This is a genomic window from Mycobacterium sp., assembly GCF_044370595.1.
Taxonomy (GTDB): Bacteria; Actinomycetota; Actinomycetes; order Mycobacteriales; family Mycobacteriaceae; genus Mycobacterium.
Genome location: NZ_JBILVF010000013.1, coordinates 1 through 26,067 on the forward strand (window position 1 = coordinate 1; position 26,067 = coordinate 26,067).

General features: G+C 66.2%; 24 protein-coding genes and 2 pseudogenes. 13 read left to right on the forward strand and 13 right to left on the reverse strand.

Annotated elements, in window-relative coordinates; translation table 11 throughout:
- From ADBZ5N_RS03355 to ADBZ5N_RS03375, 5 genes and pseudogenes are all read left to right on the forward strand, one after another.
- Positions 1–525, forward strand: a pseudogene (locus ADBZ5N_RS03355) (hypothetical protein); the annotation flags it as partial.
- 442 nt (positions 526–967) lie between these two features.
- Positions 968–1,867, forward strand: a complete 900-nt coding sequence (locus tag ADBZ5N_RS03360) for an alpha/beta fold hydrolase (RefSeq protein WP_526256073.1) — start codon at positions 968–970, stop codon at positions 1,865–1,867.
- Positions 1,868–2,108: 241 nt separating this feature from the next.
- Entirely contained in the window at positions 2,109–3,929 is a 1,821-nt protein-coding gene (locus ADBZ5N_RS03365; RefSeq protein ID WP_526256107.1) for a glycoside hydrolase family 2 protein, read from the forward strand.
- A 16-nt stretch (positions 3,930–3,945) separates the two neighbouring features.
- A complete protein-coding gene (locus ADBZ5N_RS03370) occupies positions 3,946–4,104 on the forward strand; it encodes a hypothetical protein (protein ID WP_526256074.1) in 159 nt (52 codons plus the stop codon).
- Between the two features lie 650 nt (positions 4,105–4,754).
- Positions 4,755–5,006: a hypothetical protein gene (locus ADBZ5N_RS03375; protein WP_526256075.1), complete on the forward strand. Its 252-nt coding sequence runs from the start codon at positions 4,755–4,757 to the stop codon at positions 5,004–5,006.
- 28 nt (positions 5,007–5,034) lie between these two features.
- Here ADBZ5N_RS03375 and ADBZ5N_RS03380 read toward each other — a convergent pair whose 3' ends face one another.
- Positions 5,035–5,499, reverse strand: coding sequence for a DUF3060 domain-containing protein (locus tag ADBZ5N_RS03380; protein ID WP_526256076.1), 465 nt, complete (start codon positions 5,497–5,499; stop codon positions 5,035–5,037).
- Positions 5,496–6,122, reverse strand: coding sequence for a TetR/AcrR family transcriptional regulator (locus ADBZ5N_RS03385; RefSeq protein WP_526256077.1), 627 nt, complete (start codon positions 6,120–6,122; stop codon positions 5,496–5,498). Before ADBZ5N_RS03385 ends, ADBZ5N_RS03380 begins: the two co-directional genes overlap by 4 nt.
- Before the next feature lie 95 nt (positions 6,123–6,217).
- Here ADBZ5N_RS03385 and ADBZ5N_RS03390 point away from each other — a divergent pair, with 95 nt between their 5' ends.
- Together ADBZ5N_RS03390 and ADBZ5N_RS03395 are read left to right on the forward strand one after the other, a co-directional pair.
- Positions 6,218–7,222 (forward strand): oxygenase MpaB family protein, encoded by a 1,005-nt coding sequence (locus ADBZ5N_RS03390; protein WP_526256108.1) that lies wholly within the window; start codon positions 6,218–6,220, stop codon positions 7,220–7,222.
- A gap of 370 nt (positions 7,223–7,592) precedes the next feature.
- The gene (locus ADBZ5N_RS03395; RefSeq protein ID WP_526256078.1) at positions 7,593–8,696 is read left to right on the forward strand and encodes a YncE family protein; all 1,104 of its coding nucleotides are present in this window, start codon (positions 7,593–7,595) and stop codon (positions 8,694–8,696) included.
- A gap of 4 nt (positions 8,697–8,700) precedes the next feature.
- Here ADBZ5N_RS03395 and ADBZ5N_RS03400 read toward each other — a convergent pair whose 3' ends face one another.
- A complete protein-coding gene (locus tag ADBZ5N_RS03400) occupies positions 8,701–9,009 on the reverse strand; it encodes a hypothetical protein (RefSeq protein ID WP_526256109.1) in 309 nt (102 codons plus the stop codon).
- 638 nt (positions 9,010–9,647) lie between these two features.
- Between ADBZ5N_RS03400 and ADBZ5N_RS03405 the strand changes: the two genes are divergently transcribed.
- Positions 9,648–11,273 carry a long-chain fatty acid--CoA ligase gene (locus ADBZ5N_RS03405; protein WP_526256079.1) on the forward strand — a complete coding sequence of 542 codons (1,626 nt, stop codon included), beginning with the start codon at positions 9,648–9,650 and terminating at the stop codon, positions 11,271–11,273.
- An 86-nt stretch (positions 11,274–11,359) separates the two neighbouring features.
- On the opposite strand, the gene ADBZ5N_RS03410 is transcribed toward ADBZ5N_RS03405, so the two are convergent.
- On the reverse strand, positions 11,360–12,553 hold the full coding sequence (locus ADBZ5N_RS03410; RefSeq protein ID WP_526256080.1) for a thiolase family protein: 1,194 nt from the start codon (positions 12,551–12,553) through the stop codon (positions 11,360–11,362).
- Between the two features lie 35 nt (positions 12,554–12,588).
- Here ADBZ5N_RS03410 and ADBZ5N_RS03415 point away from each other — a divergent pair.
- Both ADBZ5N_RS03415 and ADBZ5N_RS03420 read left to right on the forward strand, forming a co-directional pair.
- Positions 12,589–12,727, forward strand: a pseudogene (locus ADBZ5N_RS03415) (NAD(P)H-dependent amine dehydrogenase family protein); the annotation flags it as partial.
- Between the two features lie 58 nt (positions 12,728–12,785).
- The gene (locus ADBZ5N_RS03420; protein WP_526256117.1) at positions 12,786–12,917 is read left to right on the forward strand and encodes a hypothetical protein; all 132 of its coding nucleotides are present in this window, start codon (positions 12,786–12,788) and stop codon (positions 12,915–12,917) included.
- Between the two features lie 17 nt (positions 12,918–12,934).
- On the opposite strand, the gene ADBZ5N_RS03425 is transcribed toward ADBZ5N_RS03420, so the two are convergent.
- The 7 genes from ADBZ5N_RS03425 to ADBZ5N_RS03455 are packed head-to-tail and all read right to left on the reverse strand — an operon-like array spanning position 12,935 to position 20,577.
- Complete coding sequence (locus ADBZ5N_RS03425; RefSeq protein WP_526256081.1) at positions 12,935–14,392, reverse strand: aldehyde dehydrogenase family protein; 1,458 nt, start codon at positions 14,390–14,392, stop codon at positions 12,935–12,937.
- A gap of 1 nt (position 14,393) precedes the next feature.
- Positions 14,394–15,587: an acyl-CoA dehydrogenase family protein gene (locus tag ADBZ5N_RS03430; RefSeq protein WP_526256082.1), complete on the reverse strand. Its 1,194-nt coding sequence runs from the start codon at positions 15,585–15,587 to the stop codon at positions 14,394–14,396.
- A 39-nt stretch (positions 15,588–15,626) separates the two neighbouring features.
- Positions 15,627–16,601: a patatin-like phospholipase family protein gene (locus ADBZ5N_RS03435; protein ID WP_526256083.1), complete on the reverse strand. Its 975-nt coding sequence runs from the start codon at positions 16,599–16,601 to the stop codon at positions 15,627–15,629.
- Positions 16,602–16,608: 7 nt separating this feature from the next.
- Positions 16,609–17,052: a lipoprotein LpqV gene (gene lpqV / locus ADBZ5N_RS03440; RefSeq protein ID WP_526256084.1), complete on the reverse strand. Its 444-nt coding sequence runs from the start codon at positions 17,050–17,052 to the stop codon at positions 16,609–16,611.
- Between the two features lie 10 nt (positions 17,053–17,062).
- The gene (locus tag ADBZ5N_RS03445) at positions 17,063–18,742 is read right to left on the reverse strand and encodes an alpha/beta hydrolase (protein WP_526256085.1); all 1,680 of its coding nucleotides are present in this window, start codon (positions 18,740–18,742) and stop codon (positions 17,063–17,065) included.
- Positions 18,743–18,751: 9 nt separating this feature from the next.
- Positions 18,752–19,528, reverse strand: coding sequence for an enoyl-CoA hydratase (locus ADBZ5N_RS03450; protein ID WP_526256086.1), 777 nt, complete (start codon positions 19,526–19,528; stop codon positions 18,752–18,754).
- Positions 19,525–20,577 carry a 3-hydroxyisobutyryl-CoA hydrolase gene (locus tag ADBZ5N_RS03455; RefSeq protein WP_526256087.1) on the reverse strand — a complete coding sequence of 351 codons (1,053 nt, stop codon included), beginning with the start codon at positions 20,575–20,577 and terminating at the stop codon, positions 19,525–19,527. Before ADBZ5N_RS03455 ends, ADBZ5N_RS03450 begins: the two co-directional genes overlap by 4 nt.
- A gap of 156 nt (positions 20,578–20,733) precedes the next feature.
- On the opposite strand from ADBZ5N_RS03455, the gene ADBZ5N_RS03460 reads away from it, so the two are divergent.
- Together ADBZ5N_RS03460 and ADBZ5N_RS03465 are read left to right on the forward strand one after the other, a co-directional pair.
- A complete protein-coding gene (locus ADBZ5N_RS03460; protein WP_526256088.1) occupies positions 20,734–21,585 on the forward strand; it encodes a Bax inhibitor-1/YccA family protein in 852 nt (283 codons plus the stop codon).
- A 145-nt stretch (positions 21,586–21,730) separates the two neighbouring features.
- Positions 21,731–22,576: a hypothetical protein gene (locus tag ADBZ5N_RS03465; RefSeq protein ID WP_526256089.1), complete on the forward strand. Its 846-nt coding sequence runs from the start codon at positions 21,731–21,733 to the stop codon at positions 22,574–22,576.
- Between the two features lie 58 nt (positions 22,577–22,634).
- Here the strand turns inward: ADBZ5N_RS03465 and ADBZ5N_RS03470 are convergent, their stop codons facing one another.
- Both ADBZ5N_RS03470 and ADBZ5N_RS03475 read right to left on the reverse strand, forming a co-directional pair.
- A complete protein-coding gene (locus ADBZ5N_RS03470) occupies positions 22,635–23,852 on the reverse strand; it encodes an acetyl-CoA C-acetyltransferase (RefSeq protein WP_526256090.1) in 1,218 nt (405 codons plus the stop codon).
- A gap of 39 nt (positions 23,853–23,891) precedes the next feature.
- The gene (locus ADBZ5N_RS03475; protein ID WP_526256110.1) at positions 23,892–24,839 is read right to left on the reverse strand and encodes an SGNH/GDSL hydrolase family protein; all 948 of its coding nucleotides are present in this window, start codon (positions 24,837–24,839) and stop codon (positions 23,892–23,894) included.
- A 232-nt stretch (positions 24,840–25,071) separates the two neighbouring features.
- Between ADBZ5N_RS03475 and ADBZ5N_RS03480 the strand changes: the two genes are divergently transcribed.
- Positions 25,072–26,061, forward strand: coding sequence for an alpha/beta hydrolase (locus ADBZ5N_RS03480; protein ID WP_526256111.1), 990 nt, complete (start codon positions 25,072–25,074; stop codon positions 26,059–26,061).
- Positions 26,062–26,067: the final 6 nt, after the last annotated feature.

Here is a 26,067-nt window from a genome sequence, read left to right on the forward strand (position 1 = left end):
TACGTCCGTGACGGCATCATCTACGCCGCCACCACAACTGACGGCCTGGCGATCTCCACCGACGGCGGCACGACGTGGAATTACCGCAGCGGCGCCAACAGTGGCCTGCCCTACGCCAAAGTGAATGCGACATACGTCGACGAGAGTGGCATCATCTATGCTGGCACCGGGAACGGACTGTCGATCTCCACCGACGGCGGTGCCACGTTCACCAAGCGCTTATACAGTGGTGGTTGCGCTGCCTACGGGCCGGGGTCATGCCGGCAGGTGTTCGGGGTGTACGCCACTGGCGGCAAGATCTACGCCGCAACCGGTGACGGCCTGGCGATCTCCACCGACGGCGGTGCCACGTTTACCGACTACGGCCTCGCCAGCGATGGCACGAACCAAGGTGGCAACGGCCTTACAGGCGATATTGTCTTTGGGGTCCACGTCGATCCGGCTGGCATTGTCTACGCCGCAATCGGGCCCATGTACGGATTTGGGTGGGGCGGTGTGAACATCTCCACACGCAGCCTCCCCTAGGTGTCGTGACCTGACACGTTGTTGTCAACTTGGTGGAGGTCAGCGACCGCGCGGGCCTAAGCCTGCATGGAAGAGAGGCTTGTTTGGGCGCAACAGCTTTTTGCACGTGGATCGACTCGGTGTCACGAGGGTGTCACAAGTCCTGCACCCAACCGCTGCGTATCGGCGCGAACACGACAGAACGCCGGCGGAGCGTATGAGCCGTTCACGGCCTCTTTATTGACCGCTGCAAGAACACCGGGGGGACACCCGCGAAAGCACATCCTCGGACTTAAAATCCGCCAAGTGTCGGTTTGGGGGCTCATGGCGCTCGAGACTGAAACTAGGTAGGCGACACGCCGCGGGATGTCGTCACTGGTGCAGTCTCGGCGGTCGTCAGGGAGGACTTTCAGCTGCCTGGTAGCGCCTGAGTGGGTCTGTGCTGCGCTTCTATAGTGCAGTCGTGGCCACCACGTCAGCCGGAAGCGAACCGCCGCCCATCCCGGATGTTCGCCGCTCGTTCGTCGAGGCGCGGGGGGTGCGCTTCCACGTCACCGAGGCCGGGCCGATCGACGGCAGGCCCGTCGTCGCATTGCACGGCTGGCCTCAACACCACTGGGTTTACCGCGATCTGCTGGCTGCCCCGCCACCCGGGCTGCGCATCATCGCCCCAGACCTGCCCGGCTACGGGTGGTCAGGCCCGCCGCCGCACCGCTGGGCCAAGGAGGACGTGGCCAACGACGTGTTGGCGCTGATGGACGTTCTCAGACTGGATCGGGCTCTCCTGGTGGGCCACGACTGGGGTGGCTTTGTGGGCTACCGGATGTTGCTGGCCAGACCCGACCGATTCGACGGATATCTGGTGTGCAACATGGCACACCCGTGGCAGACACCCGCTACGACCCTGCCGCACTTCTGGCGGTTCCTGGCCTACCAGCCGTTCGTGGCGAGCATCGGCATGGCCCTACAGCAACGCACCCCCTATTTGGAGCGGGTGATTTTCAGCGTCGGCCCCAAGGCCCACCGGGTGAACCGCGCTGCGGTCAAGGTCTACGCCGACCGATTCCGCGATCCGGTCTGCGCTCGCGCCGCCACCGACACCTACCGGACCTTCCTGATGCGCGAGTTGCCGGCCGCAGCAAGACATCCCGAGCAGCGACGCGCCACGGCGCCAATCCGGGCGTTGTTCGGGATGAGCGATTTCGCCGTGCACCACTCGCTGGCGACAGCCCAGACCGCCAACGCCGACGATTACACGTTCGAGCCGGTCGATGCCGGGCACTTCATCATCGACGAGTGCCCCGATCTGGTGCGGGCGCGGGTCATCGCTCTTGCGCAGGAGACGAGGGGACTCGCCGACTGAATGTTCATGGGCGGGTGCAGAGCCTCGCCAGTCCCGCTCGGCGATCCGGTAGAACTCTTTTACGGCTTTGACCCCGCCGCGGGGTCAGACCGGGCTAGGGTGCCGTCGGCAACTTCGCTACCGGCCCGAGTAGGGGTCACACCGCATAACCACCTGGCGGCCGGGACGGTCGAATTCGGAGGTGGAACCGGTGGCACGGACCGCGCGGATCGTCATCCTGTTGGTGGCGTTGCTTGCCGTGATGATGCCGTCCGACCCGCCCGCCAACGCGGTGGGCACATGGCGTCAGCAACCGGCACCGTTGTCAACACCGTGGACAGACCTGGTGAACGCAGACAATGCCCTGCCCGACTACCCCCGCCCCCAGATGGCCCGCAGCAGTTGGCTCAACCTCAACGGATTGTGGAACTACTTCGGCCGGTCCGGTCCGTTCGCGCTGACAGCCCCCCCGCCGCCAGGGGCTTACACCGAGCAGATTCTGGTTCCATTCCCCGTCGAGTCTGCGTTGTCGGGAATCGGCCGGCACGACGAACAGATGTGGTACCGCAAGCTGTTTCGCGTCCCGAGCAGTTGGCGGGGGCAACGGGTACTGCTGCACTTCGGCGCGGTCGACCAGGTCGCCACCGTGTGGGTCAATAAGCAACAGGTGGCCCGGCACGAAGGCGGATTCACCGGCTTCAGCGTCGACATCACACCGGCGCTGCGGGGTATCGGGTCCCAGGAGATCACGGTTCAGGTGGAGGACCGACACGAAGCCGGCCCGTTCCCGGTCGGAAAGCAGCGCAGTAAGCCTGCCGGGCTTTTCTATACCGGCGCCTCCGGTATCTGGCAGACGGTCTGGATTGAGCCGGTCGCCGCCACCCACCTCACCAAACTTGACATCACCTCCGACCTGCAGGGTCTGACCGTCACGCCGCGGACCGCCGGGGCAGGCGATGAGCGCGCTGTGGTGTTCGTCTCGGAGCCCGATGGCCGGGTGGTCGCCGTGAACTCCGGCGCCGCTGATGAGCCCATCCGCCTGGGGATACCCAACCCGCGGCTGTGGAGCCCGGACGATCCGTTTCTCTACGACGTGAAGGTGAGCCTGGTCAATACCGCCGCGAAGGTGGTGGATACGGTCTCCAGTTACGCGGGACTGCGCACCATCGGCACCGTCAACGATGCGCAGGGCAGACCTCGTATCGCGTTGAACGGCAGGATCACCTTTCTGCACGGCCCCCTGGACCAGGGGTACTGGCCCGACGGCATCTTCACCGCTCCGACCGACGACGCACTCAAGTCCGACCTGGAGCGGATCAAGGAACTCGGGATGAACTTCGTGCGCAAGCACGCCAAGGTCGAACCCGCGCGCTGGTACTACTGGACGGACCGGCTCGGCCTGTTGGTGTGGCAGGACATGCCGTCGCTTGATGTGTCTCTTCGAGTTCCGGTCGGACCGGCACCGGATCCCACACCCGCCGCCAAGGCCAACTTCGAACGAGAATTGCTGGCGATGATCGATCAACTTCGCAGTGTGACCTCGATCGTCGGCTGGGTGCCTTTCAACGAAGGCTGGGGGGAGTTCGACACCGCCAGGATCGCCGCCGCCGTCAAGACGGCAGACCCCACCCGGATGGTCAACGCGAACAGCGGAGTCAACTGCTGTAAATCGCGGGGCGACACCGGCGCCGGCGACATCTACGACGACCACACCTACGTCGGTCCGGGCCGTCCAACCGTCCCCGGACCCCGCGTGCGAGTCAACGGTGAGTACGGCGGCCTCGGATTTGTACCCGCCACGAATCGCTGGCCCGGCCGGCCGGCGTCCTATGAGATCGTCGACGACCCGGCCCGGCTCACCCAACGCTACGTGGAGGTCAGCCAAGACCTCGAAGACATCGTGCGCCAGACCGGATTGTCGGGGGCGATCTACACCCAGATGACGGATGTGGAAAACGAAGTCAACGGTTTCCTGTCCTATGACCGCCGGCTGGTGAAGATGGACATTTCAGTTGTAGCTGAACGGAATCAAGCGGTGATCGCTGCCGGCTCCGCGGCAACGCAACCGGCGGATGTCCGCTGATAGTTGTGGTGGGCTTTTGCCCGTTGCGGTCCGGCCCGAAGCTGAGCACAAGCTCAAGCACGACGACGAGCGCGCCGGATCGGGCATGGTTCGCCTCCGCGGCCTTTCAATCGGCATTGTCATCGCCTCGGCGGCGGTGATCACCGGAGTTGGCGTTCCCGGACTCATCGCATAGACGCGAGCTGCAAATAGTTACAGGCTCGTTAGCAAACCGTGCCCTAGCCTGTGCGGCGCATCACAGCTCTCCCCGCTACCGTGGGCAGTACTGGGATCTCGGAGGAGGTCGCGATGGGCATTATGGGCATAGTCGCCGTATACGTAGGCACAGCAATGCTTCTCGCTCCGACGATCTTCGTGGCTGTGCAATGGGTTGGGCATGAGAATGTCCCGCGTCGGCGCCGACGACTGTCGTATTCGGTTCTCGCCGCATTGATGTGGCCGGTGTTGGTCTTGGGCCTAGTGCAGTTCCTATTGATCCTGGCGGTACGGAAGGCACTCCACCGGGATGCCTTCGTGATTGCGTCGACGTCAGACCCCGACGAGTCGGACACCACACGACTCTCGCGACTGCCAGGGCCCTGTGTCGGCATCCAGGTGGGAACTCCGGCCGTCTGAACGGTCCCGTGGCATACCCATGGGCTGTCAGGGAATGACCACGGATTCCCAAAATTTATCGGCCACCGGCCGGGATTCCCGGTGGCGTCCGATCCGGATCGTATGTATCTCATATGAAAACTGCTTCGTGAGTCGCTGTTCGCGAGGTTTGCCTCTGGGAGGTACGTACTGTCGGTGGCAACGCATCAAGGGAGAGAAAGGGGTTCGGCTGTGATCGGGATCGCTTTTTACCTGTTCATCTCGATGATCTTTGCCATTTCGGCCTTCCTCGCGTCGGAATGGATTCGGCTTCCCGGGGCGCCCGCACCGGATCACCCGGGCGGACTGGCTGTCGTGGCCGGCCTGTTGTGGCCGGTGCTTGCGATCGGCCTGGTGCAGTGGGCCCTGCTGGCCGTTGTGCACCGCCAGATCCGCCTGCGGGTGGCGCCCGCCGTGCAGATACCGGACGAGGTCAGGGTCTGAACTGCTCCGGCCCGAACCCGTCCGTCGGCTAACCCGGGGCCACAGTGTTGCCGATACCGGATCTGCTCAACTCCGGTTCGCCGGAGAGGAACGTCACCGTGTTGTCCACGCCCGAGACGTCAATTGCCTCAGCAGATTCCACAATGACGGTGTTTTCCACTCCGGTCACATCGACGCGCGTGCAGCGTCCGGTGAGTGTGACCTCGTTGCGGACACCGTTGACGCTGACCGTGTTGCCCTCGCAGCGGACCGCCCGGGAACTGCCCACGCCGGAGATGATTACGGGATCGCCGGCCGGGCCGGAGGGCGGTACCTGTGCCAGCCGCTCCGACAGCGGGAGGGTTGCCCGGCCGGCTACCGGGGTGTTGAGCTGATCGTGCAGGATCAGCCCGCCGCTGATCCCCAGGCCGAGCGTAAGCAGGCTGAACGTCAGCCAACCCAATCGCGTCCCGATACCGCGGGGTAGGCTTCCGGCGCCGGGGGTTTCGGTCATCGCCGCAGGTTCTTGCCGACTTCGGACACCGGAAGTAGCAGCCGTACGGCGTGGTCGACAACTGCGTCGAGGTCGACGCCGAGGGTGCCGGCCAGCCACTGCTGGGCCAACTCGGCCATCGCTCCGGCATACATCGCTGCTCCGACTTCACCTGCTACCCGATCTGCGCCCGGATCGCGACGACGGCCTTCGTTGAGCACCAATTCGCGCAGTTGGTCTCGAGCCTTGGCCCGGCGCTCGGCCAGGACGCGATTGGTTCGGGCCTCGGTGAACAGGATTCGGCCGCGGCGCGGATCAGCGGAACTGAATTCCAGGACCGCCCGGATGCCGGCTCGGAGCCGTAGCCGCTTGCCCTCGGATCCGCTGGCCATCGCCCTGGCGAGGCGATCAGCGAGCTCCGCGCGGACCCGGTCATAGACCGCGCCGAGTAACTCGTCGGTGTCGGCGAAGTTCTCGTAGAAGTATCGGGTGTTCAACTCGCTGGCACGGCAGACCGAACGCACCGACACCGCGGCCTCTCCGCCGCCGCCGAACAGCGTGTAGGCGGCGTCGATGAGGAGCAGACGGCGCTCCGCCCGACGGTCGGTGGGGGAGACCCCGGCCCATCGGGTGGCGCGTGACATGCGGCGAGAATATCCCTGCCCTGACCCGCAGTGGGGCCCAGCGGTGCTATTTTGGCTACAGATGTAGCCAAACCCGGGAAGGGGCGGCGATGAGGGTGCTGCTTCCGCATCAACTTCTCGAGCACAAGGTGCGCTCCGACTTCGACAAGGACGTCCGCAGGAAGTTCTTCCGGGGTCTTCAGTTCGCCGGTCCAAAGGGCGATCCCGGCTGGTTCGGCCCGGACAGCGCGGTGTGGCATGTCCATTCGCACACCTCCGCGCTGATCTTCGGCCTGCAGTGCGCGGCCTTCATGGAGCGCCTCGATCCGAGCATCTTCTGGATGGGATCTGACCACTCCCGGGTGGTCGAACGTGACGGCGACGGGCTGCCCACCGGCCGGCTGGACGCCGAGGGCGCGCAGGTTCGGTTGGCGCACTCGCTGGCGTTCTTCATCGGCACCGCCTACGGATCAACCCAGACCGCCGAGAAGGTTGCCCAGACGGTGCGCGCGATGCACCACACGGTCAAGGGCGTGCGGCCCGACGGATTGGCCTACGACGCCGACGATCCCGACTGGCTCCGGTGGAATTACGCCACCGTGGTGTGGGGGATCGCAACCGCCCACCAGATGTACCACCCCGTTCCACTGCGCGACATCGACCGGTACTACGGCGAGTTCGTCCGGGTGGGCCATGCGCTGGGTGGTACGGACCTGCCCACGACCAAGGCCGAGACGCTGGACTGTCTGCGCTCCTACCTGCCCCGGCTTGCGCTCACCCACGGTGCGGCGCTGGCCACCGGGGCGGCGCTGATGAGTAATCCCGACGTGCCCCAGGCCGCGAAGTTTTTCGATTGGGCCATCCGGGATGCGATGCCGGACTGGGCCGCCGAGATGGTGATGTACCGGCCTCCGCATCCGGTTGAACGGGCCGCCCGGCGGGCGGCGACCTGGGCGGCGATCAACGGAACCCAGGCCGCGATGGGGCCGTTGCCGGAGTTCCGGCAGGCGCAGCGCCGAGTGTCCGGCGGCACAGTGTGTGAGCACACCGAACCGACCTATGTGCCGGGCACCGACGAGTACCGCGACCGCGAAGTCGTGGAGCAGACGCTCGCGAAGTAATCCCGCCGCGGTCTGGAAAAACACCTTCCAGGTGCCGCTGTGACATTCGCCGCTTTTCAGCGTCATGGCGCCGAAAATACTTCCGTCTCCTGAATATTTCACAGGATGAATTTGTAATGTCACTATTTGCGGAAAAACATCGTTGGTCTGCTGATACGCGTAACTCACAGAGCCCGTTGCGGCGGCGGAATAACGCTGTTGCGGCGGTCATTTCTGAAGGTCTGCTGGTAGTCCCGCGGCGGGCGAACGGCAAATTCGGTCGGTGCGAGCGGCTAAACTCGCTTTGATCGCCCTGCAGAACTTCCAGGGCAATAATCCCGATTTTTACGGAGGCTGGGCTGCGGCCCGGCTCGGAGAGGTGAGACGAAACATGGCAACCACCACGGGCGGCACCGCGCTCGCCGCACGCCCTACCGATTCGGCGTGGCTTGCGTCCCTGCCCAACAACCCCCTGCCCAACAACCCCCTGCCCAACAACCCCCTGCCCAAGCACCGCCATGCCACCGTCAGCAGCGACACTCTGCCTGCCGTCCCTCTGCATCGGGTTTCCCGCCTGGCCGAGGGTGCGTTGACCGGCCTACCCGGCGCCGTCACCGAACTCGGGGTCAGCCGTGACGGACGCCACTTGGTCGCGGCCCATTACGGGGCCGATGCAGCGTCGGTGATCGACACCGCGACCCTGACCGTCGCCACCACGGTGCCCGGGATCGCCGAACCGTACGCGGTCGCCACCGCCGACCGCGCATATCTGCGCTCGGCGTCGATATGGGAAGACGGCGTCGTTGCCGTCGACCTAGAGTCCGGCGCCGCGCTTGCCGCCCGGAAGGTCGGTGTGGGTGCCGGCGGACTGGCGGTCGGGCCAGCCGGCGAGGCGCTCTATGTGGCCCGCTCCGCCGACGATGTCGCCGACATCGCCGTCATCGACGTTGAAAGCGGGACGGTTACCGCTATCCCCGTCATCGCAGCCCCAGGCGCCGCGATCGACGCCGTCCGGATCAACGGGGCCGGAACCCGGTTGTACGCCGCGCTCAGCACCGCCGCCGGCGGCGCCCTGGTTGTCATCGAGATCCGGACCGGTCGGGTGCAGTTCATTTCAGTCGGTGCGGCGATCACCGATATCGCAGTTCACGGCGATGACCGTCGGGCGTTCGTCACCGGGTGGGATCCCGCTCAGGGTGCCGTCCTGCACGTCGTGGACACCTCTTCGGCGCGGGTGCTGGCCACGACCCCCGTCGACGGCGTTCCAGTCGGGATCATCGCCGGCGAGGCCGCGGTCTACCTGGCGCACGGCGAGCAGGTCTCGGTGTTCGACGCACACACCGTGCGCCTGTCCAGCAACGTCGACGTGGGCAAGCCGGTGTCCTGCCTAGCAGTCAGCCGTGATGGCACCCGCGTTTACGTAGGCGACTACGAGGGTGGGATCACCGCACTGGCGGTGCAGGCCCTGAGCAAGGGACTTCGCGCCGCGTCCTGAGCGGTTACTGCTGGCTGCAGTTGAGCGACACCGAAATGGTTCGACTGGTGACGACCGGCACCAGGAAGGTGTCGGCGTCACCGAGTCCCGGCCCCACGTAGGGCACCCACTGGGTCACTGTGTGCGGACTGCGCACGCTGGTTACCACGCACTTTGATATCGGCCCGGTACCGATTTTGTCGATCTGCACGGCATAACCCTGCTGCTGCAGGCGGTTGATCGTCTCCTGGGCCGTCTCGGCCCATGCGGTACCGGCAGGTGCGGCCAGGATTGCAAGCCCCGCGACCGCGGCGGCGCCCAGGGCTGTCCGGATCACGATGCCTCCTCGATTGAGCTCACGCTATACGACGCATCGCGAGGAGGCCGAAGGCCGAGAAGGCCCGCGGCCAGGCCGCGCGCGTCGACACATTACGACGACGCATCCCCGGGAGAACTGAGATGGATCCGATCGGCCCGACCGGGGGTCGAGTAGCAGAAGTTCGGCTCTCCCCTGCGGTCCCGGCTCTCCGGGCCGGCTGACCGACATCGCCACGTCGCACCTGCCGCGCACGACGTCACCTACCCCAGAGTGCACTTCGACCGGCCCTTCGGCTTCCTCGCGGTACACCGACCCAGCCGCCTCGCGGTCGTCGCCGGTTGGGTGCAAAGCCAATTCCAGCCCGTCTAAGCCGACACGACAACGAGGAGGTGCCCGGACATCGCCTCCACGGCGATGCTCAGCCGATGCTAAGCCCGTGCGTGGGCGGGCTGATGCGCACCTGGACCGAATCGGGTACGACGCAGCTTTGGTTGGTCCCCAACGCGGAGTCCATCCTGGTCAACCAAGGAACAGGGGTACCCAGCAGAACCTGCCGCACAGAAGGGCCCGGTCGACGCTGATAGGCCAGGCCCGCTGGTATTCGACGGCGATACGATCGGCGTGTACCGGCCCCGATCGAAGGAGAATCGTCAATGCAGAGCACTATGCAGCACTCCCCGCTCACCGTTGCCGAGATCCTGCGGTACGCAGTCAACGTTCACGGCGACCGCACTGTCACCACCGCCACCGGCGACGGTTTCCGGCACGCTACCTATCAGCAAATCGGTCAGCAGGCCGCGCGGTTGGCCAACGCGCTGCGGCGACTGGGAATTGACGGTGATCAGCGCGTCGCCACCTTCATGTGGAACAACCAGGAACACCTCGAGGCCTATGTCGCCATCCCGTCGATGGGGGCGGTGCTGCACACACTCAACATCCGGTTGTTCCCCGAACAGATCGAGTTCGTCGCCTACGAGGCCGAAGATCGAATCGTCATACTGGACATGTCCCTGGCCCCCATCCTCGCCCCGGTGCTGCCCCGGATGGAAACCGTGCACACCGTGATTGCCGTCGGGGAGGGCGATCTCGGGTCGCTGGAAGCCTCTGGTAAGCGGGTGCTGCGCTACCACGAACTCACCGCCGCGGAGTCTGACCAGTTCGACTGGCCCGAGATCGACGAGAACTCCGCTGCGGCAATGTGTTACACCAGCGGCACGACCGGCCACCCGAAGGGCGTGGTCTACGGTCACCGGTCGAGCTACCTGCACTCGATGGCGGTGTGCGCCGGCAACGGGATGGGGCTGAGTTTCGCCGACAAGGCGCTGCCCATTGTGCCGATGTTCCACGCCAACGCCTGGGGGCTGCCCTACGCGGCGCTGATGGCCGGCGCCGATCTGGTTCTGCCGGACCGGTTCATGGACGCCAAGTCGTTGGTGAATCTGATCGAAACTCAGCGGCCCACCGTCGCCGGTGCTGTCCCGACGATCTGGAATGACGTGATGAACCATCTGGATCGCGAACCCGGCCACGACATTTCGTCGCTGCGGTTGGTGGCCTGTGGAGGGTCGGCGGTGCCGCTGTCGCTAATGCAGACCTTCGAGCAGCGCCACGACGTCCAGATCCGGCAGCTGTGGGGAATGACCGAGACCTCGCCGATGGCCACCCTGGCCTGGCCTGCCCCCGACACCCCGCCGGAGAAGCATTGGGAGATTCGCTCAACCCAGGGCCGGCCGATGTGCGGGGTGGAGGCGCGCATTGTCGATGATCAGGGCGGGGTGCTGCCCAACGACAACCACTCCGTCGGGGAGTTGGAGGTCCGCGGGCCGTGGATCACCGGGTCCTACTACCGCAATACCGACCCGTCGAAGTTCGAATCGGGCTGGCTGCGCACCGGAGATGTGGGCCGGATCGACCCGCAGGGCTACATCACTCTGACCGACCGGGCCAAGGACGTCATCAAGTCCGGTGGTGAGTGGATCTCCTCGGTGGAACTGGAGAACACCCTCATCGCCCACCCCCTGGTGCGCGAGGCCGCCGTGGTGGGGGTGCCCGACGAGCGTTGGCAGGAGCGTCCGCTGGCTGCGGTCGTCCTGCAGGACGGCGCTGGGGCCACCCCGGCAGACCTTCGGGAATTCCTGGCCGACAAGGTGGTTCGGTGGTGGCTGCCGGAGCGCTGGACCTTCGTTGAGGAGATTCCGCGCACCAGCGTCGGCAAGTACGACAAGAAGACCATCCGGGCCCGCTACGCCGAGGGCGCCTACCAGGTCCATACCATCTAGCTGTCCGCTTTCACCGTGCGCCCAAACCAACGAACGGGCGTGAAATCCCGAGTGAGACCCGCCGCTTCGTCGAGTTCGGCGTGTCCTTACCGGACCGCGCGCTGATAGGCCGTGACGACCGCCGCCCCGCCCAAGCCGATGTTGTGCTGCAGTGCGGCGGTGACGTTCTCGACCTGACGAGCATCGGCCGTCCCGCGCAACTGCCAGGTCAACTCGGTGCACTGCGCCAGACCGGTGGCGCCGAGGGGATGGCCTTTGGAGATCAGTCCGCCGGAGGGGTTGACCACCCAGCGGCCGCCATAGGTGGTGTCCCCGGCGTCGATCAGCTTCGGCGCCTCGCCCTCCCCGCACAAACCGAGGGCTTCATACAGCAGCAGTTCGTTGGCCGAGAAGCAGTCATGTAGTTCGATGACTCCGAAGTCCTGCGGACCTAGACCGCTCTGGTCGTAAACCTTCTGGGCAGCTTGAACATTCATGTCATAGCCGATGATGTTCTTGGCTGAGCCGTCGAAAGTGGAGGCGAAGTCGGTGGTCATCGCCTGACCGACGATCTCCACCGCTTGGCCGGCCAGATCATGCTCGTCGAGGAAGCGCTCGGAGACCAGCACCGCCGCGGCCGAGCCGTCCGACGTCGGCGAGCACTGCAACTTCGTCACCGGATCGGAGATCATCGGCGCGTTCATGATGTCCTCAAGGCTGTACTCGGTCTGGAATTGCGCATACGGATTGTTCACCGAGTGCTTGTGGTTCTTGTAGCCGATCTTGGCGAAGTGTTCGGCGGTGGCACCGTAACTGCGCATGTACTCCCGGCCGGCCGCGGCGAACATCCACGGGGCCACCGGGAAAGCCAACTCGTCAATCTCGGCCAGTGCCTTGATGTGCCGGCGCAGCGGGGACTCCCGGTCATCGGCGCCGCCGCCCAGGGAGCCGGGCTGCATCTTCTCGAAGCCGAGTGCCAGCACGCAGTCGGCCAGCCCGCCCCGGATGGACTGCGCGCCCAGGTAGAGCGCGGTGGAACCAGTTGAGCAGTTGCTGTTGACATTGACGATCGGGATGCCCGTCATACCCAGTTCGTAGAGCGCACGCTGGCCGCAGGTGGAGTCACCGGCCACGTAGCCGACGAAGCCCTGCTCGATCTGGGTGTAGTCCACCCCGGCGTCGGCCAGCGCCTTGGTGCCCGACTCCCGGGCCATCTCCGGATAGTCCCAACCCTCGCGGCGTCCGGGCTTCTCGAACTTGGTCATCCCGACCCCGACGACGAAAACCTTGTTGTGGCCCATGGTGATCCCTTCTGCTCACCGCTAGTCTGCCTCCTGTGGCGCCTCGGGTGCTGCAGTGGGCCGGCCGGTTCGGTCGGAACGGCTGCGATTCGGGCGGTTCTGGAGCATCCCGAGCTTGGACTGGCCGGTTGCTGGGTGCATTCGAAACACAAGGTCGGCAAAGAGGTATCGAAGGGTTCTTCGACCTGCCGTCGCTCACCGGAACTTCGATTCGCAGGGCGCTGGCACGCGCGTGAGTTGGCAGTGGACGCTGCACCCCAAGTCGGCGCTAACCGTTCCCGCGGTGCGGGTGTTGGCCTGGGTGTGGCCGGGGTACGCGCGTCAGGCACTGGAGTCGCTGTCGGACTATCTGCTGTCCGAGTAATCAGCTACGGCGATCGCTCAGGGGCGTGCGGTTCCGCCGCGCAGGTACACCGTCATGGTGTGTGTGAAGAACTCCCGGGCAGCTTGACCCTGTTCATTGGGGCCCAGACCGCTCTTCTTGGCGCCGCCGAACGGCACGTGCGGGTCAGCGCCTGCCGACTCGGAGTTGACGTGCAAGACCCCGACGTCGATCTCCTCCATGGCTTGCAGCGTGCGGGTCACGTCCTGGGTGAATACCGCTGCGGATAGCCCGAATTCGCCGTCGTTTGCCAGCGAAAAGGCCTCCCGCGAGTCGCGCGCGCGACGAACGGCCAGCACCGGGCCGAACAGTTCCTCGTTCCAGATTTCCGCTGGACCGTTCAGTTCGACGATGGTGGGTGCGACGAAAAAGCCTTCCGTCAGCGGACCATCGCGGTAGGCACCGCCGCCGACGACTACCGCCGCGCCCTGCGACCTGGCTGCATCGAGTCCGGCGGTGATCTTCGCCTGCGCCGCTCCGCTGATAACCGGACCCATCTGGGTGCGGTCATCGGTCGGATCGCCCACCGAGAGTGTCTCCGCGCGTTGTACCAACGCAGCGAGGAACCGCTCGGCGATCCCCTCGGTGAGGATCAACCGCGATGTGGCGGTGCATTTCTGGCCGCTGCTGCGGAAGGCACCCAGCATCACCTGCTCGAGTGCCAAATCGAAGTCCGCGTCGTCAAGCACCACGGCAGCGTTCTTACCGCCCATCTCGGCCTGAACCGGAACGCCGCGGGCGGCTGCGGCGGCGGCGATGCTTCGCCCCAGCGCGGTTGAGCCGGTGAAGGTGATCGCGGCGATCCCCGGGTGGTTGGTCACCGCGTCCCCGATGCGGCCGCCGCCGATCACCATGTTGAGCACCCCGGGTGGCAGACCGGCTTCGGCGAGGGCCTGGGCCAACCGCATCGCCAGCAGTGGTACCGAACTGGCCGGCTTCCACACGACGGTGTTGCCGTACACCAGGGCCGGGCCGATCTTCCAGGCCGGGATGGCGATGGGGAAGTTGAAGGGTGTGATCACACCGACCACACCAACAGGCCTGCGGGTCACCAGGATCTGCTCGCCGGCGCGCGGAGAGGCAAATATGTCTCCGGCCAACCGGTCACCTTCGGCGGAGTAGTACCGGATTATCTGCGCCGCGCGGCGCACCTCGCCGACACCTTCGACTCGCGTCTTGCCCTCTTCTGTCGCCAGTTCCAGACCCCACTGATCGGCATTGAGGTCGATGATCGCCGCCGCGGCGGCCAGCACCGCGGCGCGTTCATGGATCGGGGTCGCAGCCCAGCCCCTCAGCGCCTCAGTCGCGGCTGATACCGCGTCCTCGACATCGGCGTCGGTGGCTGAATTGCCCTCGGCCACAACTTCACCGGGACGAGTCGGGTTGATGCTGCGTAAAACCTCGCCATACCCGTCGCGCCACTGCCCGGCGATCAGGTGCGCGGTGCTCTGCGCCATCTCAGCGGAAGGCTGCGTGGCCGGTCAGTGCCTTGCCGATGGAAAGCAGGTGCATCTCCGAGGTGCCTTCATAGGTCAGCACCGACTCGAGGTTGTTCGCGTGGCGCAGTGGCGAGTACTCCAGGGTGATGCCACTGCCGCCCAGCAGGGTCCGGCACTCCCGGGCGATCGCCAATGCCTCGCGCACATTGTTGAGCTTGCCCAGGCTCACCTGCTCGGGACGAACGCCCTCAGCATCCTTGATGCGGCCCAAGTGGATCGCCAGCAGTACGCCTTTGCCCAATTCCAAGGTCATGTTGGCCAGCTTCTCCTGGGAGAGTTGATAGCTGGACAGCGGCCGGTCGAAGACCTCCCGGTTGGCGGTGTAAGTAAGCGTGGTCTCCAGACAATCCCGGGCCGCACCCATCGCCCCGAAGATGATGCCGAACCGGGCTTCGTTCAGGCAGGACAGCGGCGCGCCGAGTCCGTGCGCGAGGGGAAGCTGAGCAGAGGCCGGTAGTCGCACATTGTCCAGGACGAGTTCAGAGGTGATCGAGGCCCGAAGCGAGAGCTTCTTGTGGATGACGTTGGCGGTGAAACCTGTTGTGTCGGTGGGGATGAGGAAACCACGGATACCCTCGTCGGTCTGCGCCCAGATGGTGGCGACGTCGGCGAGGTTGCCGTTGGTGATCCACATCTTGGTGCCGTTGATCACCCAATCGCCGCCGTCGCGGCGGGCCCGGGTGCGCATGCCGGCCGGATTGGATCCGAAGTCCGCCTCGGTGAGCCCGAAGCATCCGATGGCCTCCCCGGCGGCGAGCTTGGGCAGCCACTGCTGCTTCTGCTCCTCGGACCCGTAGCGCCATATCGAGAACATCGACAGTGAACCCTGGACTGATACGAAGCTGCGGAAGCCGCTGTCGCCGGCTTCCAATTCCATGCATGCCAGGCCGTAGCTGACGGCATTGGTGCCCGCGCAGCCGTAGCCCGTCAGGTGCATGCCCATCACGCCGAGTTGTCCGAATTCCCGGGCCAATTCCCTGGGCAAGCTGGCTGATTCGAACCACTCGGCAACGTTGGGACGAAGCCGGGTGTCGACGAACCTGCGCACGGTGGCCCCGATGTCGCGTTCGTCGTCGTCGAGCAGGCGGTCGACGTCGAATAACTCCAGCGGTGAATAGGTGTCCTTCTTCGGCGGCGGTGCCGTGATGGTCATGGCAGTTCCTCTCGGCTGAGTTCCACGTTGGGCGGCGCCTTAGTCACGCTCATAGGCCTCGCCTTCGATACGGTCCAGAGCCCGCGCCGCCAACTCATGGCCGAGGCCGATCAACTCGGCGGCGCGGTGGAAATCCAGGCTGCGGCAGGCCGTACGCGGCACCTCGATGAGCACATCCGGCGGGTAGGCCGCCATCTGGTGGCGGGCGAGGGCGGCCTGGGCGATGTCGATCGTGCGCATCATCACTGCGAAGCTGCGCAGCTTGGGGATCGCAGTGCCGCGCTCGGCGTCACCGAATTCGTCGTCGGGCATGGCGGGCGCTTCCTCGGCGTCGATATCGGTGATGTCGAACGGGACCGTTCCGGTGCTCAACCGGTCGAGAAGCGCTGATGTGCTGCGCCGCAACCGGTTCAGCCGTTCACGGGTCTGTCTTACCCCGGTGCCGCCCTCATCGGCCATATCGGACTCCATCCCCGATACGCTCACTGCGAGGGTCAGATCCGCGTTGGCCGCGGCGATCGGGGCGATCGGCAGCGGATCGAGGATCCCACCGTCGGCCAGCAATCTGCCGTCCAGAACATGCGGTGCGATCACTCCGGGGATGGCGATCGACGCTCGGATGGCTTCGTCGAGTGGGCCACGCTGCAGCCACACCGACTTGCCGGCAAGCAGGTCGGTGGTTACCGCGGTGTAGGGGATCGGAAGCTGTTCGATCGTCACTTCGCCCAGCATGTCGCGAACCGTGTCGAGGATCTTGCCGGCCCGGAAAACACCGGCGGCGGAGATCGACGGGTCAAGTAGTCGCAGCATCGCGGTCCCGGTCAGGGTGGTGGCCCACTCGGTGAACTCGTCGAGGGAGCCTGCGGCGAACAGTCCGCCCACCAACGCACCCATCGAGGAACCGGCGATCCCGACGATGTCGTAGCCGCGGTCGCGCAGTTCGTTGATGACTCCGATGTGGGCGAAGCCCCGGGCGCCGCCACTGCCCAGCGCGAGAGCTACCCGCTTGGCCATGAAAGGCTCAGCAACCGCCGTCAGCGGCGGCCTCGACCGCGATGATGACCGCTGCCTGCTGGGCTGCGCTCAGCTCCGACCAGGTCCGGTTGAAGGTGGCCGGCCCGGACTCGTTGGAACTCTGCAACTCCTTGAGGAAGGGCTCAACGAGCCCTTTGGCATCGCCGCCCTTGGCGTCCATCCAGGTCTTGGTGGCCAGGCAGGACTGTGCGTACTGCTCCTCGGTGGACTGCGCGGGCTCGTCGATGCGGGTGGTCACACCGCCGGGGGACACACCGATGGCGGGGTTGCCCGGCGCAGCGGCGACGGGCGGCGATGACTCTGCGGCCGCCGACGCGCCCTCGCCGGACTTGTCGGCTTTCTCCGTTCCGGACGCGCAGCCTGCCAGCAGGAATGCCGTGGCGCCGACCAGCGCTGCACTCGTCTGGACCCGATGTCGTGTGCTCAGCATGGCGATCAATCTACTGCGCGTAATCCTGGGTGACCCGCCCGCGCAGTCGTTCGGTCTTCTCCGGCGACCAGCCCGGCGGCCGCAGCACCGCGGCCCACGCGTTGACCACATCCTTGACGTAACGGTGCCCGTGGCCGTCGGGCACATTGACGGCCACCGCCATGTCGGCGGCCACCTGGAGGAAGGTGACCACCGGGATCCAGTTCATATCCCCGGAGACGTCGTAGCCGCGCGGCTCGCGCAGCCAATCCGGTTCGGAGAAGAGCAGATCCGGGGTCCACCAGGCGATCGGATCAGAGGCGTGCTGCAGATAGGCGATGCGGGGTGTGCCCCAGGGAGCGTCCGGACGTTCGAGGTTGTCCGGCCGGGCCGCGAATCGCACATTGGCGCCGTTGTCGAAAATCGGCAGCCATTCCGGCGAACCCGGATCGCGGTTGTCGGTGATCGAGTCGCGCATAGTGTTGTTGAAAGTCGGCCCGGAGAACAGGGCGCCGTCGGTGCGAGCGATGATGTTGTTAGGACTCAGAAACGGCGCTTCACCGCCGAACGAGCCGAGGCTTTCGCCGAACACCACGATTTTGGGCCGCTGACCCTCCGGCAGTGCGCGGACCCTCTCGTCGACCGCCTCGAACAGAGCCTGCCCGGCCTGCCGGGCGTTCTCTTTGTCCACCAGAAACGAGAGCCAACTCGGCAGGAACGAATACTGCATGCTGATAATGGCGGTGTCGCCGTTGTACATGTACTCCAGCGAGTCGGCCTCGGCGGCGTTGATCCAACCGGTGCCGGTGGTGGTGGCTACCGCGATCACCTTGCGTTTGAGCCCGCCGGTGCGCTCCAGTTCGCGGGCGGCCAGATCAGCGGTTTCCCGAATTCCCTTGGCGGAGTTAAGGCCTGCGTAGGTGCGGATCGGCTCGGTGGCCCGTGCGCCGTTGAACTCCGTCAGTTGTTGCACAGTGGGGCCGCCCCGTACGAAGATGCGGCCCTGGTGGCCCAGTGATGCCCAGGAGACCAGCGAATCGGGGCCGCCGGAGCGCAGCAAGGTGGTGGGGGCCGGATGGTTCGGATCCATCTCGTCGTTGACTGCGGAGAAGCTTTTGTTGAGTAGACCCATGGCGCCGCGTATCACCACCCCGGTGAGGATGGAGATGCCCAGCGACAGCAGCAGCACCACCACGACGACGAACGAGACACGCGGCGGCGCGATACGGCTGAGCTGCCGGGCTAGGAATCGGCCGAACCGCCCGATCAGTTGGCCGATTTCGACGAAGACAAACAGCAGCACCACCCCGATTGCGCCGGCCTGCAGGTAGTCGAACCAACGCAGCCGCGGCACCCCCATGAGGTCCCGAACGTGGTCTTGCCAGTATCGGAAGTACACGACCCCCAACACCACGCCCAGCGCACCCAGAGCCAGCAGCACCAGCCAGGCCCAGCGCGGTGCCGGCGGGCTGCTCGACCGGGATTGCATGAACCGCACCAGCCAGACCAGGAACACGCCGAGCGCGTAGCCGATCGCGCCGGCCGCCCCGCTGACAATGCCCTGGAACAGCGGGCCGCGGGGCAGCAGCGACGGGGTCAGCGACAGCCAGAGGAACAGCATCCCGACCGCGGTGCCGGTGAAGGTGTACCGGCGCTGCCACCAGTCTTTTTTCGGTTGGACGGTTCTCGTCGGCGCGTCGGTCACAGTCACGACAGCACCCTAGCGGTGGGTGAAGTCGGGTGCTCGTTTCTCAGTGAAGGCTGCCATCCCCTCGGTTTGGTCGTCAGTGGCGAACGCCGAGTGGAACAGCCGCCGTTCGTAGAGCAGACCTTCGGTGAGCGAGGACTCGAAGCTGCGGTTGACCGCCTCTTTGGCCATCCGGGCCGCTGACCGCGACATCTGCGAAATAGTGGTGGCCACCGCGTTGGCCTCCTCCGTAAGCGCCGCGGCGGGCACCACGCGGGACACCAGGCCGCTGCGTTCGGCTTCGGCGGCGTCGATGGTGCGGCCGGTGAGGATGAGGTCCATCGCCTTGGCCTTGCCGATCGCGCGGGTGAGCCGTTGCGATCCACCCATACCGGGCAGCACACCCAGTTTGATCTCCGGCTGGCCGAACTTGGCGGTGTCGGCGGCGATCAGTACGTCGCACATCATCGCCAGTTCGCAACCGCCGCCCAGCGCGTACCCGGCTACCGCGGCGACCAGTGGCGTGCGGACCGCGGCCAGTTTGCCCCACGCGGCGAAGAAGTCGGACTCGAACACCTCTGAGAACGACAGCGACGCCATCTCTTTGATGTCCGCGCCCGCGGCGAAGGCCTTCTCGCCGGCGCCGGTGATGATGATGGCACCAATGCCGGGGTCGGCGTCGAATTCGGCTGCAGCGCTGGTGACTTCACGCATCACCTGACTGTTGAGGGCATTGAGCGCCTGCGGGCGGTTGAGGATGATGGTGCCGACCCGGTCGGCGCGGCTCACCAGGATGGTTTCGTAAATCACAGCGCTTCTCCTTCGAAGGTCAGGTCCGGATCGGCCGGCTTGAAATAGCCCGCCACGTCGTCGTCGGTGACTGCCGCGATCGACGCCGGTGACCACTGCGGGTTGCGGTCCTTGTCCACCAACTGGGCGCGGATGCCCTCCACCAGGTCATGGGAGCGCAGCGATGCGTTGGACACCCGGTACTCCTGCACCAGAACCTGCTCCAGGGAATCCAGCGTCGCAGCCCGGCGCACCGCGGCCAGGGTGACGGCCAGGGCGACCGGCGAGCGGGTGGCGATCAGATCGGCGGCGTCGGTGGCCGAACCTTCATCATGGCTGCGCAGTGCCGCGACGATGTCGGCGACCGTCTCTCCGGCGTAACACTGGTCGATCCACTCCCGCTGTGCGGCCAGCGGGCTGGGCGGTGGTTCCTGAGCGTAGGCGGTGACGGCCGCTTCCGGGCCCGCAGCCTCGACCATGGCGGTGAACGGCTCGAGGTCGGCGTGCGCGACGTAATGGTCGGCGAAGCCCAGTGCGATGGCGTCGGCGCCGTTGAATGGCGCGCCCGTCAGCGCGGCGTGCAGACCGAGCAGCCCGGGGGCTCGGGACAACAAATAAGTTCCACCGACGTCGGGGATGAAGCCGATGCCGACCTCGGGCATGGCGATCTTGGACCTGTCGGTCACCACGCGGACGTTGCCGTGGGCGCTCACCCCGACGCCGCCACCCATCACGATGCCGTTCATGATCGCGACATAGGGCTTCGGGTAGCGGCCGATGCGGGCGTTGAGGCGGTACTCGTCGAACCAGAACCGCCGCGCGTCGGCGCCGTCGGCCCTGGCGCTGTGGTAGATCGCGACGACGTCACCGCCTGCGCACAGTCCGCGCTCGCCGGCGCCGTTCAGCACCACGGCCCGCACCTCGTCGTCGTCGGCCCAGGCGTTCAGCGTCGCGTCCAGAACGCTCACCATGGTCCGGTTCAGCGAATTGATCGCCTGCGGGCGATTCAGCGTGAGGAATCCGATCCCACGCTCGACTCGGACCAGCACTTCGTCGGTGTCAGCGCTCACTGTCGGAGTTTTACCAGGGCCGAAGCCGGTGGCGAATACTGGGATCCCAGGTAAGGTGATCCTACGACGGCGAAATCCGGAAGGCGCCTACGGGAACCGGTCGGGCGGGCCGTTCGTTGACGCAGTGTTCATTCGTCTTACTGGGAGGATCCCGCGGTGCGGCAAAGCAGCAACCCGGTATTCCGCTCGTTGCCCCAACAGCAACAGGGCGGGTACGCGCAATTCGGCACCGGTATCGCCGGTGCTCAGCAGGTGGCCTATCAGCAGGGCCAGCCCTACGCCCCCTATCCGCCGCAGACGGGTGTCTCGCGGCAACTGACCATCGACGACGTCGTCACCAAGACCGGGATCACCCTCGGTGTGCTCTCCGTGGTGGCGGTGATCTCCTACTTCCTGGTCGGCGGCAGCCCCGGCCTGGCCATGCCGTTCACCCTGGTCGGCTCGCTCGGCGGTCTGGCCCTGGTGCTGATTGCCACGTTCGGCCGCAAGCAGGACAACCCGGCGATCGTGCTCAGCTATGCAGCCCTGGAGGGCCTCTTCCTGGGCGCTATCTCGTGGGTGTTCGGCAATGTGGTGGTCGCCGACGGTAACGCCGGCGCCCTGATTACCCAGGCCGTTCTGGGCACGATCGGTGTGTTCTTCGGCATGCTCGTGGTTTACAAAACCGGAGCCATCCGGGTCACCCCGAAGTTCACCCGTTTCCTGGTTGCCGGCATGATCGGCGTGCTGGTGCTGATGCTCGGAAACCTGGTAATGGGCCTGTTCGGGGTTGGCGGCGGCGAGGGCATGGGCCTGCGCGCCGGTGGTCCGCTGGCGATCATCTTCTCGCTGGTCTGCATCGGCCTCGCCGCGTTCAGCTTCCTGGTGGATTTCGACTCGGCCGATCAGATGATCCGCGCCGGCGCACCGGAGAAGGCCGCGTGGGGCGTCGCCCTCGGCCTGACCGTCACGCTGGTGTGGCTCTATGTCGAAATCCTGCGGCTGCTCAGCTACTTCCGGAGCGACTAGCCGAATCCAACCGAGAAAGCCCCGCTTCGGCGGGGCTTTTTTCGTGGGCGCCGAAAGTGCGCACAGATCGACTTTCATCCACAGTTCGCGCCAATCCGCGATCTGGACGCACTCTCGGCGGAGGGGCGCTGCCAAAGCTGGCGCCATGGAATCTCCCTTCATCGGCGCCGAAGCAGTGGCCACCGGCGTGGTCAACAAGTACGCGCTGCTCACGTACTTCCGCAGGGTCTACCCCGGGGTTTACCTCCGACCGGACGTGACGCCGACATTCCGGCATTTCGCCGAGGCGGCATGGCTGTGGTCGCGCCGCGACGCCGTGCTGTCGGGGCTGACGGCGGCGCGCCTGTACGGGGCGAGGTGGATCGATGACGCCCTCCCGATCGAACTGATCTGGTCGAACGCGCGCCCGCCGACGGGAATCCGCGTTTACAAGGAGCAACTCACCGACGGCGAGCGTGCTCTCCGAGCCAGCCTTCCGGTCACCACGGTGGCGCGTACCGCCTACGACATCGGCCGCCGGGGCCGGCTCGGTGAAGCGGTTGCCCGCCTCGATGCGTTGGCCAACGCTGCGAAGTTCAGCGCTGAAGCGGTCGAAGAACTTGCCGCCTCGCATCGGGGTGCCCGCGGCCTGCGGCAACTGCGGACCGCGCTGGCGCTGTCCGACGGCGGCGCCCAGTCTCCGAAGGAGACATGGCTGCGCCTGCTGCTCGTCGACGCCGGCTTTCCCAAGCCGCAAACGCAGATCCCCGTCTACGTCGGCGGCCGCGTCAAGTACTACCTCGACATGGGGTGGGAGGAGATGAAGATCGCCGTCGAATACGACGGAGACCACCATCGAACTGACCGCTACCAGTTCAATCGGGACATCATCCGACTGGAGGAACTCGCCGATCTCGGCTGGATCGTCATCCGGATCGCGGCGGGGACGCCGCGCGAGGAGATTCTCGCCAGGCTGCATCGGGCCTTGGCGACCGCATCGAAAGTGCGCTGAGATCGAGAATTTTGCCCATTCCGGCGAATTCGTCGATCTGAGCGCACTTTCGGCGAACTCAGCTCAGCCGCTCGACGATCATGGCCATGCCCTGCCCGCCGCCGACGCACATGGTTTCGACGCCGAAGGTCTTGTCATGTGTCGCAAGGTTGTTCAGCAGGGTGGCGGTGATCCGGGCACCGGTCATCCCGAACGGATGGCCGAGCGCGATCGCGCCGCCGGAGACATTGAGCTTGTCCTCATCAATGCCCAGTTCCCGTGCCGAACCGAGCACCTGCACCGCGAAGGCCTCGTTGATCTCGAACAGGTCGATGTCCGAGACCGACATTTTGGCGTAGCCGAGGGCCTTCTTGACGGCCTCGATCGGGCCCAGGCCCATGATCTCCGGCGACAGGCCGGAGACGCCGGTGGCCACGATCCGCGCCAGCGGCGTCAGGCCCAGTTCCTGGGCCTTGGCGTCGGACATGACGACGACGGCGGCCGCACCGTCGTTCAACGGGCAGGCGTTACCCGCGGTGACGGTGCCGTCCGGCCGGAACACCGGCTGAAGCTGACTGATCTTCTCGTAGGTGGTGCCCGCACGCGGGCCGTCGTCGGTCGAGACGACGGTGCCGTCGGGCAGCGTCACCGGCGAGATCTCGCGGGCGAAGAACCCGCTGTTGATGGCCTCCTCAGCACGGTTCTGGCTGCGCACCCCCCAGCGGTCCTGGTCCTCGCGGCTGATCCCGGTGTAGAGGGCGACGTTCTCGGCGGTCTGACCCATCGCGATGTAGACGTCAGGCAGCAGGTCGTCCTCGCGCGGATCATGCCAGGACCCGGCACCCCCGGCGGTGGCGGCGGTGCGGGCCTCGGCCTCGGCGAAGAGCGGGTTGTGCGAGTCCGGCCAGCCATCGGAGGTGCCCATCGGGAACCGGGACACGGTCTCCACGCCGGCGGAGATGAAGGCCGAACCCTCACCGGCCTTGATCGCGTGGAAGGCCATCCGGGTGGTCTGCAGCGACGAGGAGCAGTACCGGTTGACGGTGACGCCGGGCAGGAAGTCGTAGCCGAGTTCGACGGCAACCACGCGGGCGATGTTGAAGCCGGCCTCCCCGCCGGGCTGCCCGCAGCCCAGCATGAGGTCGTCGATCTCGCGCGGGTCTAAGGCCGGGACCTTGTCCAACGCGGCGCGCACCATCTGCGCTGCCAGGTCGTCAGGGCGCATGGACACCAGCGAGCCCTTACCGGCGCGGCCGATCGGGGAGCGGGCGGTGGACACGATGACGGCTTCGGGCATGACGCACTCCTGGGTGAGAGGTGGGGACTACCCAGAAACCTAGCCCGCGGGCGCGACCACAGCTGCCGGGACCCCGGTGGTGCTTCGCCCGAGGAGTCTGCCCAGCCGGGCCAGTCGCGGTGCGGCGGGCCGAGTTAGCGGCCCGGAGTGCGCGTCCGGCGGGGCTTCGCCGAGGGCTTCACACAGCGGGGGCAGAAGTTGCCTGGCGGCGAACGCATAACCCGCCGCTGACGGGTGATAGCGGTCGTCGGAGAAGAACCGGTCGGCTTCGGTGATGAAGTGCGGAGCCATCAGGTTGGCGAACGGCACAGGAATGCCACCGGCAGCGCGGGTTTCGGCGGCCTGCGCCCGGGACAGCCGCAAGCCCAGGGAGCGCGCGGTCCACCGCAGCGGCTGGGGAATGGCGGTGATCACCCCGAAGTCCGGGCAGGTACCCACCACCACCGCTGTGCCACCGGCCCGCAGACGGCGCACCGCGGAGCCGAGGCGGCGGGCCGACGGCCCGATGCCGTTGAGGGAGGTGACGTCGTTGGCGCCGACCATGATCACCGCCGCATCCGGCGGCGGCCCGGCGACCAGCATGGCATCGACCTGACTGGCCAGGCCCTTGGACGTCGCACCCACGATTGCCTTGGTGGACAACCGCACCAGTCGGCCGGAGGTCTCGGCCAACCCGCGGGCGAGTAGCGCGCCGGGGACCTCCTCGGCGTAACAGCAGCCGTATCCGGTGGCGGTGGAGTCCCCGAAGACCATCAGGTGCAGGCCAACCTGGATGCCGCGCTCCCAGCGGAGCACCGGTCCGCCGCCCGGCGCGTAGACGCCGTCGGCACGGGGCGGGACTCCGAAGGCCTTGGGAATGACGCTGCGGGCCTGCTCGGCCTGACCGGTCAGCAAGTTGCGGGCACCGACGACCGCGCCGCCGGTGGAGGCCAGAACGCCGGCAACGGCCAATGTTCTCGCGGAGCCGAACCATATGCCCACGCGGATCAGTTTAGGGTGACGATTCCGGGGAAAACTAGTGCTCAAGAGTACTTTCCGGTTACAGACCGGTATCAGATCCGGCGAAAAATCGCGATCTTTGGTTGTGTTCTGGCCCACAGCTGCCAAGCTTGAGGTCCACCGGGGCCGACGAAGGCCCGAACGGCACATCGCTACAACGGCGTAGGGAGTGTTGACGATGACCGCACCGAGCAAGGTTTCACCAGCGGTGACCCGCCGCATGCCGCGGCGATATCCGGTCAGCGACCGCGCACCCGTCGAGGTCGTCGAGGACGGGCCCAGTGTCCCGGCACGACTGGTGTCGCTGGGCACCCGACTGACCATGTGGCCGGCTCTGGCGGTGCTCAGCCATGTGCCGCACTGGCCGTGGCCGTTCGGCATGGTCGACTTCGTGGCCCGCGCCCTGCTTCCCTCGCCAGGCACGGTGCGCGCCACCGTCGGGCTGTCCAATGCCTCGGCGCAATTGGTGCGGGCGCCAGGCGTGCTGCCCGCCGACGGCCGCCGCCGTGTTGTGCTCTACCTGCATGGCGGAGGATTCCTCACCTGCGGGGTGAACTCGCACAGCAGGATCGCGGTGGCGCTGTCGAAGTTCGCCGACTCGCCGGTGCTGGTGGTCGACTACCGGTTGATTCCCAAGCACACCATCGGGATGGCTGTCGACGACTGCTATGACGGTTATCAGTGGCTGCGGCTGCGCGGCTATGAACCCGATCAGATCGTGCTCGCCGGCGATTCGGCCGGCGGTTACCTGGCCATGGCCCTGGCGCAGCGCCTGCAGGCCGAGGGCGAGACCCCGGCCGCGATGGTGGCCATCTCACCGCTCCTGCAGTTGGAACAGGACCCCAAGCTCAAGCACCCGAACGTCCACACCGATGCGATGTTCCCGCCCAAGGCTTTTGACGCGCTGGTCGCCCTGGTGGCTCGCGCTGCGGCCAAGAATGTCGTCGACGGAGTACCCGAGGACGTCTACGAGCCGCTGGACCATATCGAGCCCGGATTTCCGCAGACACTGATTCACGTCTCCGGCTCCGAGGTGCTGCTGCACGACGCCCGGTTGGCCGCCCGGCGCCTCGCCGCCGCAGGCGTACCCACCGAGGTTCGGGTGTGGCCGGGGCAGATCCATGACTTCCAAATGGCCGCCCCGCTGGTTCCGGAAGCTACTCGCTCACTGCGTCAGATCGGCAAGTACATCCGCGAAGCCACCGGCTGAGCCGTT